At 51.2% G+C, this 8,039-nt stretch carries 9 protein-coding genes and 1 pseudogene; 5 read left to right on the top strand and 5 right to left on the bottom strand.

Annotated features, from left to right (window positions below; genetic code table 11):
* Together PJE062_RS26585 and PJE062_RS19535 are read right to left on the bottom strand one after the other, a co-directional pair.
* Positions 1–228 (bottom strand): annotated as a pseudogene (locus PJE062_RS26585) (radical SAM protein); the annotation flags it as partial.
* A 113-nt stretch (positions 229–341) separates the two neighbouring features.
* A complete protein-coding gene (locus PJE062_RS19535; protein WP_037037733.1) occupies positions 342–1,145 on the bottom strand; it encodes a creatininase family protein in 804 nt (267 codons plus the stop codon).
* A gap of 207 nt (positions 1,146–1,352) precedes the next feature.
* On the opposite strand from PJE062_RS19535, the gene PJE062_RS19540 reads away from it, so the two are divergent.
* From PJE062_RS19540 to PJE062_RS19550, 3 genes are all read left to right on the top strand, one after another.
* Complete coding sequence (locus PJE062_RS19540) at positions 1,353–2,288, top strand: hypothetical protein (RefSeq protein ID WP_008551401.1); 936 nt, start codon at positions 1,353–1,355, stop codon at positions 2,286–2,288.
* Between the two features lie 116 nt (positions 2,289–2,404).
* On the top strand, positions 2,405–3,175 hold the full coding sequence (locus tag PJE062_RS19545; RefSeq protein ID WP_037037735.1) for an ABC transporter ATP-binding protein: 771 nt from the start codon (positions 2,405–2,407) through the stop codon (positions 3,173–3,175).
* 178 nt (positions 3,176–3,353) lie between these two features.
* Complete coding sequence (locus tag PJE062_RS19550; protein ID WP_008551675.1) at positions 3,354–3,881, top strand: MarR family winged helix-turn-helix transcriptional regulator; 528 nt, start codon at positions 3,354–3,356, stop codon at positions 3,879–3,881.
* Positions 3,882–4,037: 156 nt separating this feature from the next.
* Here PJE062_RS19550 and PJE062_RS19555 read toward each other — a convergent pair whose 3' ends face one another.
* Entirely contained in the window at positions 4,038–4,565 is a 528-nt protein-coding gene (locus PJE062_RS19555; RefSeq protein ID WP_008551736.1) for a DinB family protein, read from the bottom strand.
* A gap of 202 nt (positions 4,566–4,767) precedes the next feature.
* Here PJE062_RS19555 and PJE062_RS19560 point away from each other — a divergent pair, with 202 nt between their 5' ends.
* Positions 4,768–5,817 carry a LacI family DNA-binding transcriptional regulator gene (locus tag PJE062_RS19560; protein ID WP_008551321.1) on the top strand — a complete coding sequence of 350 codons (1,050 nt, stop codon included), beginning with the start codon at positions 4,768–4,770 and terminating at the stop codon, positions 5,815–5,817.
* Positions 5,818–6,119: 302 nt separating this feature from the next.
* Here the strand turns inward: PJE062_RS19560 and PJE062_RS19565 are convergent, their stop codons facing one another.
* Positions 6,120–6,587 carry a hypothetical protein gene (locus PJE062_RS19565; RefSeq protein WP_008551405.1) on the bottom strand — a complete coding sequence of 156 codons (468 nt, stop codon included), beginning with the start codon at positions 6,585–6,587 and terminating at the stop codon, positions 6,120–6,122.
* A 361-nt stretch (positions 6,588–6,948) separates the two neighbouring features.
* Between PJE062_RS19565 and PJE062_RS19570 the strand changes: the two genes are divergently transcribed.
* Positions 6,949–7,365 (top strand): AprI/Inh family metalloprotease inhibitor, encoded by a 417-nt coding sequence (locus tag PJE062_RS19570; protein WP_157039256.1) that lies wholly within the window; start codon positions 6,949–6,951, stop codon positions 7,363–7,365.
* A 3-nt stretch (positions 7,366–7,368) separates the two neighbouring features.
* Here the strand turns inward: PJE062_RS19570 and PJE062_RS26155 are convergent.
* The coding region (locus tag PJE062_RS26155) for an aminotransferase class I/II-fold pyridoxal phosphate-dependent enzyme (RefSeq protein WP_037037737.1) at positions 7,369–8,039 on the bottom strand (671 nt) is incomplete at its 5' end.

Raw genomic sequence — 8,039 nt, forward strand, 5'->3', positions numbered from 1 at the left:
GAGCTCGTAGCCTCGGTTGACGTCAGGCGTTGCGAAGAAAAGCACCACGAGGTCGGCGGTCACCTTACGGGGATCGACCATCCTGATGGTTTCGTCATGCATCTCCAGCTGAAAATGGCGGGGGGTTGCTGCCGCAGCTGAGAAGATGGACTGAGGCGGGCCTCCACGCGCTTTCTTGTAATCTTTAAAGTAGCTCGGTGCAGATGCTTTGATGAGACAGATCTTCATTGCCAACCTCATGTGTTTGTTTTGAGTAAACTGTCATAAATGACAATTTATGGCAAGGAGAATTTTTATGAAGTTCTACCGCTTTGAAATTACGTAACTAATTCAGGTAATGGCTAGTTCTTACCGAAAGATGAGACATCAAATCTTTGTACATCGCGCAGGAGTTTGATGAACTCCTGAGAGGCGTGTGTGAGGGATGCCTGACCTTTCTCTGCTGTGGCGAGGGACGCGTTGCCGAGTGCACCAGTCTTGTTCAGATCCTCGCTCATCCAGCCATATTGATGACGACCATGAGCCCGCAGATAAGCATCGTTGTTGATGTGGTCGGTTTGGGTGGAGGTGAAGTCTGTCGCTTGGTCCATGCGCACCAGATCCGGGCGAAGAGCCAGCATGATGGATGTTTCGATGTCGCCGCCATGAATGCCGTAGGTGAACTCTTCCTCGGAGAAGAGACCTTCCGGTTGCCCGAAGCGGAGCCAACTGGATTCCACGGCGAGCATGTTGTGCTTGAGGCGCAGATCGCGGGTGATGATGTCCATCAGCGGTGAGTTGCCACCGTGGGAGTTGGCCAGCACCAGTTTGCGGATGCCTGCTCTGGCAACACATTCCCCAATCTCAATCCATGCTTTGACGGCGGTTTCCCATGTGAGGCTGAGCGTGCCGGGGAATGAGTGATGCTCGTCTGACTTGCCGACGGCCTGAACGGGCAGGAATGTGACCGGCAGATCATCTGGCAGCAGCTCAACCGTGCGAGCGACTTGCCCTTCCGCGATACAGGTGTCCGTATAGACCGGCAGATGCGGGCCATGCTGCTCAATCGCCGCTATCGGTAACACCGCGATCCACTCGCTGGTGTCGTTCTCAGAGAAGTCAGTTGTTGTCATCTCATGCCAAAAACGGCGGGGCAGGGCGCTCATGTGGTTTTCCGGTGCTTGTTGTCTTGCGCGCAGAGTAACGCGTCGGAGCGCGGACGTCATGGGGGAAGGCGTGGGATGCTCTGGTTTTTCAGAGGTAGTGGGTAGGGAGGCGTTTACTCTGCTGATTGGCTGTTGAGGCTAGTGGCTCACGTGAGGCGCAATGCCTCGTCCTTCTTGGTGGCTAATAACAAGAAGGAGAAGCCGATTATGTTGTCCAGAAAGACAAGAAAAGGATTGCTTGGCGGTGCGGCGCTGGCGCTGGCTGGGTTGATGGCTGGTGAGGCTGGTGCAGATGATGCGGCATTGGCGTCGGGCAAAAATCGGGCACTTTTGATTGATGAATACATCTGCGAAAATGTGAATGTGTCAATTGCTGTGGCATGGGCGGACGCGAATAATTACGGCAAAGATCTGTTTTTTATGACAAGTACTGGTGCAGTGTATGGCTTGACCACAGCAAAGTACCTTCATGATTACAAGGATTTTATGGTGTTCTCTCATGGTAATGATGAGGATATTGGGCCAAACAGTAATGAGGATTTTGCTGAGTACTTCTATATGACGCAGGATAAAGCTCCGGATAGCGTTTTTTTTAAGTCTTGCGAAGCTGGTGTCGCACCTGATGGAAAGCCAAGTCTGCTTCGCTACATGCAGTTGAAGTTTAAAAATGAGGATGGCTGGACTTCTGGTACAAAGGGGATCGGTGTTCTTTCAGGCCCCCCTGGAGGCTGTCAGCTCGTGCCTAGTACAGTGATGCAATACGCAGGTGCTGAAGTTCGGACTGATCCTACACCGAAAGATAATGCTGACTTTGGTGGGATTACGAATCCGGCGGTCCGTCAGGCATTCCAGACAGTTCCGGATGCAACTATTTTTGGCAATGTAAGTGCTAAATGGAACGCAGAGGGCGCTTACATGGCAGACAAGAATTATAAGAATGCCTGTGAAACCCTTGTTGCAGATGTGAAAAATAATAAGCAGGAGTTGGTAAACTTCATAAGAGAAGTAATCCGCGAGTTTGGTCAGGAGGACGTGGTTCCTGCAAATAATGTAGCCAATATGCTCACCAGCTACTCCTATGATAAAGGTGGCGTAGCTAACGTGAATTGCGGTCGGACTGCTGATTGTCCTTCCAACGAATAGCAGTGAAATCAAAATGGATTTGCGTTTTGAGTTGCTCAGAGCGCAAGTCTTCCGTACTGTCCGGCTCTGGCGATGTTGTAAGAAATCGCTTAATATCTGATAGTAAAGAACATCTGATGGTTGGCACGCACTCCCCCCTCCTATCCCTGAACAACATCTCCAAGACCTTTGAGAATGGCACCACAGCTATCGACGGGTTTGACCTCGATGTAAGGGCGGGGGAGTTTTTGAGTATTCTTGGGCCGTCAGGGTGTGGGAAGTCTACTATTCTGCGGCTCATTTCTGGGTTGGAGGAGCCAAGCTCAGGTGAGATTGTCCGATCCGGGCAAGGTGAGGTTGGGTTTGTGTTTCAGGAACCGACCTTATTGCCGTGGGCGAACACCTTTGAGAATGTCTACTGGCCGTTGAAGGTGAAGGGTGTTTCTAAGCGGGATGCGAAGGATCGCGTGGAAGAAGCGCTGGAGATGGTTGGGCTTTCCAGTTTTGCGACGCATATGCCCTCTGAGCTTTCTGGCGGCATGAAGATGCGGGTTTCCATTGCGCGGGCTCTTGTGACCAAGCCGAAGCTGTTGCTGATGGATGAGCCGTTTGCGGCACTGGATGAGATTACCCGTAACAAGCTGAATGACGATCTGCTTGAGCTCAAATCCACCCATGACTGGACCATTTTGTTTGTGACGCACTCTGTTTATGAGAGTGTGTTCCTTTCCTCCCGCATTGTGGTGATGGCCGCTGGGCCGGGGCGGATTACCCATGATATGTCGCTGGATGCATCTTACCCCCGCTCTCTGAGCTATCGCATGGAATCACAGTACGCGGCGTATTGCCGTGAAGCGGTGGATGCTTTGGAGCAAGCCATAGGACACCGGATAAAAGTATCCGCGTAACCTCAAAAATCCCACTGAGTAGAACTTAAAGAGCTTATTCGCCTAAGAAATCTCATTAGGTCACTAAATAATTATCGAACTGTCATCTGAGTTATATATTCGGCGGCTATCACTGCTGTACGGCGCCTTTTTTCGGGCGTTTTACGTTGATCGGGACAGCAGCGAGATTAGCCAGACCATGGGTTTCAATTTTAAAAAGAGCACGACTTTTCGTCTTGCTCAGGCCGCGAAAGCGCAGCGTGCGCGTTCTGGGGCACACTTATCGCGCATTGGATTGCATCCGGGGCAAGAAGCGGTTCTGAAGGTTTTGAGCGAGACAGATGGCAAGACCATGAGCCAGCTGGCTTTGGCGCTTGGTGTACAGCCACCGACCGTTACGAAGATGGTGACACGTCTGACTGCACAGGGGCTTGTATTTCGTCGCATCTCTGAAACTGATGGCCGGCTTGCCCGAGTGTTTCTGAGTGAAGAAGGTCGTGAGCGAATCTTGCAGGTCGACCGTGCATGGAAGCGTCTTGAGAAAGAAGCGCTGGCTGGCATGGATGACAAGGACCGCAAGAAGCTGCGTCGTTTGTTGCGTCAGGTTGAGAAGAACCTTTCTGCCAGCTTTGAAGATGATCCGGATCTGGAAGATGAGCTGGAGAATGAAGACAAAACTGCTGAAGCGCAGGCAGAAAAGAAAGTAGAGCTGGAAGCGGCTGATTGAGCTGACGGCTTTAGGCCTGCGCATTGAACACAGGCCTTTATATTTTATAGATTTAGAGCATGCCTGCGTTCATTTGCATTCACGCCCCATACTCTAACTTCTTTATTTTGAGCGAATTCTTGTCGTTTGATTGAACTCAATCAAACGGAACGCGCTCTAAGCGTCCTGACAGAGAAACAGCAGATCTGTATCTGGTGTTTCCAGTCCGAACTGGGTGAGCAGGGTTGTTATCTGCCCCCGGTGGTGGGTTTGGTGGTTGAAGAAATGCAGCACCAGATCTCCGAAGTTTTTCGTCGCTGGTATGCCCTTCATGTTGGCATATGAAAGAGCCTCGTCTGCCTCAGATGGGGTGATGTCCCCTGCAAATTCTTCAATGATTTTATCCAGGCTCTGACGTGCTGCTTTCAGCTCTTCCCAGTCTTCAAAAGGGATGGACGTGAGCGCTGTTGGTACAGGAAATGACTTTAGTTTCTGCAGGCTTTTGTAGCTTAGGGAATGCTGGGCAAAGCGGCGCAGCCATGTCAGGTCTCCCACTACGATATGATTGAAGGTTGCAAAGATGGATTGGAAAAATGCGCCTCGATCTTCCTTCAGCTGCTCCTCGCTGAGTTGCTCTGCACATGTGTAGAGCCGGGTGTTCATCCAGGTGTTGTATTGGGCGAGCAATTTGAAGTCGGAATACATATTCTGAAACCTGCGAATGCGATTATGAGTTATCGGCAAATATATCAGGATGTCTGATGGGTTTAACAAGTGACTGAAACTTGAGAATTCATAATGAATTCTTTTTGTTGGCAGTCTGGAGTATTGCTATTTGCTAATGTTGCTGTGCATAAGTGCTTAAGAATACAAAACGGATCCGGCTGGATATGCGAGGACATCAGCATTGAGCGGCACTGGTAAACCATTGAGATTAGGCGATCTTGCTGAGAAACTGGGTGTTTCGACGGCTACAGTTTCCTTGGCTCTGAGAGATTCTCCTTTAATCGCCAAAGCCACCAAAGCGCGGGTGAAAGCCTATGCTGAGGAAGTGGGTTATATCTATAACCGCTCGGCAGCATCTTTGCGGACATCTCAATCCAACATGATTGGGGTGGCGGTTCACGATATTCTCAATCCTTACTTTGCTGAGGTGTTTCGTGGGCTGGAAGAAACGCTGGCGCAGCACAACAAGACCATCCTGATCTGTAATCACCGCGATATCGTGGAGCGGCAGAAGCACTTCACCGACACGCTGCTGCAGCACCGCGTGGATGGGCTTATTCTTTGTGCTTCTGTTGGCACCACGGAGAAGGACATCAACTCAATCGTGCGGCAGGGCGTGCCGGTGACGTTGGTGTGCCGGGATGTGGCTGGTGCGGATGCACCTTGTGTTCGCGGGGATGACTTTCTCGGTTCCTATCGCATTACTAAGCATCTGATTGAGCAGGGGCATACGCAAATTGCCATGGTTGGCGGTCGGCGTGGCAGTTCTGCTGGCCGGGATAGAAACCGTGGTTGGCGCTCTGCTTTGGAAGATGCAGGCATCAATGCGGATGACCAGATGGATATTCCTGAGCTGATGACGCAGGATGATGGCCGGTCTGTTGCCAGGCAGATTGTTGAGGCAGACCCGAAGCCAACGGCTGTGGTGTGTTTCAACGACCTCGTGGCGCTGGGCGTGATGAGTGCTGTGCGGCGACTCGGTGTGGAGCCGGGGCCGGAGCTGGCGATTGTTGGCTATGATGACACTGACGGCACCGAAAATCGTACGCCCGCTTTGACCACTGTGGACAATGGCGCGAGCACCATCGGCGTAAAGGCTGCAGAGCTCATGCTTTCGCAAATGAAAGGCGAAAAGCTCAATAGCGAGTTGATGTTAATTGAGCCCAAGCTGCGCATTCGCGAGAGTGCTCCACCACCGGGTGAGCGCCTTGTTTCCGTGGATGGGTTGTGAGCGAATCCTGAGTAACTGACCTTTGAAACGGTGTGGTGGTCGCGTGATCGTGAAACTGCCGCATTGAAACTCTATGTTTACTATGCCGCGCTTATCTAAGCGGCATCTTGTATTGCGTTTCGGAGTTTCACCATGGTCAGTTTCCGCGGTAGTGTTGAAGATCATAAAGACCTGAAGATGTTCGGCTTTTTCACGCTGGCCATGACCTGTATGGTGCTGCTCGTCGGCTAATCAATCAAACGACTCATCTGTTTTGATTAAGGAACGCTCCGGAATGAGCGCTCCCTTTGTCGGCTTGGTGCTTAACCGATATTCCTGATGTTCAAGTTGCCGCCCTGAATGCGGATGATGTGTTTGCCGTCGCCTGTATCATTGCTGACAGGAGGCTGGTTGTTATTGCGTTGTCTGATCAGGTCGCGCAGGCGGTTGTAGCCATTGGTGAGCGCTCCGCCGGTGTTTCTCCATTCATCCGTCGCTCCAAACAAAATGGCTTCGTCGAAGTTGGCAGAGTTTTCTTGCAAGCGCAGGCTGTCGATGTAATCGAATACTGTGTCTGCATCTGCAGCGTTGAAGATTTGCAGGTTGGCTGGTGAAACATAAGGGATTTGCTGGCCATACATGACGAGATGCGCAGTCATGAAGCGATTGCCAACGCGCACGGCGACGCCGATACACGAGTTCAATGTCGTTGTGATTGCATAATCGAGCAGGCCGGTTGGGGTGGCAAACTCCTGCTCTGCCAATGCCTGCGGGTTACAGGCCTGGTTCATAACCTACGCCATTTCATCTTCCTTATTTGTTGTTGTTTTGAATGCGGGAAGGGCCGCTGACCTTAGAAGGCAAAGAGGCGGTCGATTTGTGAAGCAAATCGCCTGAAGCGAATGTGCTTTGCACTTCATGTAAATAATAATTAGTATATAATTTGATTTATTTTAGATTGTATCTGTATTTCACAAGTAATGCGTGTATTTGTTTTTGTGTTAAATCCATGAATAATTTATGTTTTTAGAGCTGTTATCTCTCGTTTAATTTCTTGTTAACCTTGAGTTAACTGATTGCGCCCAGAATCTGAACATAAAACAGATCCTGGAGGCTGTTCACATGCATGGGATTTTGAGAAAAACAGTAGTAATGGCTGGCGCAACCCTGGCGTTTGCTGGCTTAGGTGTCCTTTCCAGTCAGGCCAGCGTGATTTCCGGCCACTGGTCCATTTCTGATGCGTTGTCATCCAAAACCTGTTCTGCGCAACTGGAGACTGAGCCAGCTGCGAGCGGGTATGGCAATGCGTTCAAGACAAACAACTGTGAGGGGCTTTATGCGCCAATCTCCAAAGCCACGGCGTGGCAGTGGAGCTATGAAGAAGGTTTGTCTCTTCTGGATGCCGAAGGACAGGTGGTGCTTCAGTTCGATATTGACGAACTGGATGGCTTGACCTCCGTTGGTCCGTCCTCGCTGTTCCTTATCATGCAGCCCGTACATCATGACAGCAAAGCTTCCGACCTTTCCGAGCTGATCGAAAAAGCCATCGTGGTGACAGCACAGCGCTAAGATCTAGCTCTTGTTTGCGTCCAGAAAGTCGGCCACGCGGTCTAATGCGCGGCTGATGTTTTCCTCTGAGTTGGCGTAGGAGAAGCGCAGATAACCTTCTCCCAAAACGCCGAAATCCGGTCCGCCGATAAGAGCCACGCCAGCTTCCTCCAACAGAGCTGATGCCAGAGGTTTGGCTTGCCAGCCAGTTTCCTTGATGTTCGGGAAAGCGTAGAAGGCGCCTTTGGGTGTTTTGCAGGAGATGCCGGGGAGGGCGTTGAGGCCTTCCACCACCAGTTTGCGTCTGCTGTCGAAGGCTTGCATCATCTGAGCAACCGCATCCTGTGGCCCTTCAATTGCGGCGATGCCAGCGTATTGGCTGGGTGTGTTGATGCAGGACCAGCAGTTCACCGCTAATTTGCGGGCTTTGTCGATGAGTGATGATGGCCAGACAGAGTAGCCCATGCGCCAACCGGTCATCGCCCATGTTTTGGACCAGCCATTGAGCAGGATGAGCTGGTCTTGCAGCTGCTCAAACTCCAGCAAGGATGTGTGCTTGAGCCCGTCATAAGTCATGCGGGAGTAGATCTCGTCTGAAAGCACCGGCAGGTTTGGGTGGTTCTCCAAGCCTTGGACCAGTTTCTCAATCTCAGAACGTGGTGTAACACCGCCCGTTGGGTTGGCTGGTGAGTTGA

This window comes from Pseudovibrio sp. JE062 (assembly GCF_000156235.1).
Taxonomy (GTDB): Bacteria; Pseudomonadota; Alphaproteobacteria; order Rhizobiales; family Stappiaceae; genus Pseudovibrio.

Excerpts from the sequence above, each read along its gene's own strand:
- PJE062_RS19535 (WP_037037733.1), bottom strand. The coding sequence starts at position 1,145 with ATGAGCGCCCTGCCCCGCCGTTTTTGGCATGAGATGACAACAACTGAC.
- PJE062_RS19540 (WP_008551401.1), top strand. The coding sequence starts at position 1,353 with ATGTTGTCCAGAAAGACAAGAAAAGGATTGCTTGGCGGTGCGGCGCTG.
- PJE062_RS19545 (WP_037037735.1), top strand. The coding sequence starts at position 2,405 with ATGGTTGGCACGCACTCCCCCCTCCTATCCCTGAACAACATCTCCAAG.
- PJE062_RS19550 (WP_008551675.1), top strand. The coding sequence starts at position 3,354 with ATGGGTTTCAATTTTAAAAAGAGCACGACTTTTCGTCTTGCTCAGGCC.
- PJE062_RS19555 (WP_008551736.1), bottom strand. The coding sequence starts at position 4,565 with ATGTATTCCGACTTCAAATTGCTCGCCCAATACAACACCTGGATGAAC.
- PJE062_RS19565 (WP_008551405.1), bottom strand. The coding sequence starts at position 6,587 with ATGAACCAGGCCTGTAACCCGCAGGCATTGGCAGAGCAGGAGTTTGCC.
- PJE062_RS19570 (WP_157039256.1), top strand. The coding sequence starts at position 6,949 with ATGGCTGGCGCAACCCTGGCGTTTGCTGGCTTAGGTGTCCTTTCCAGT.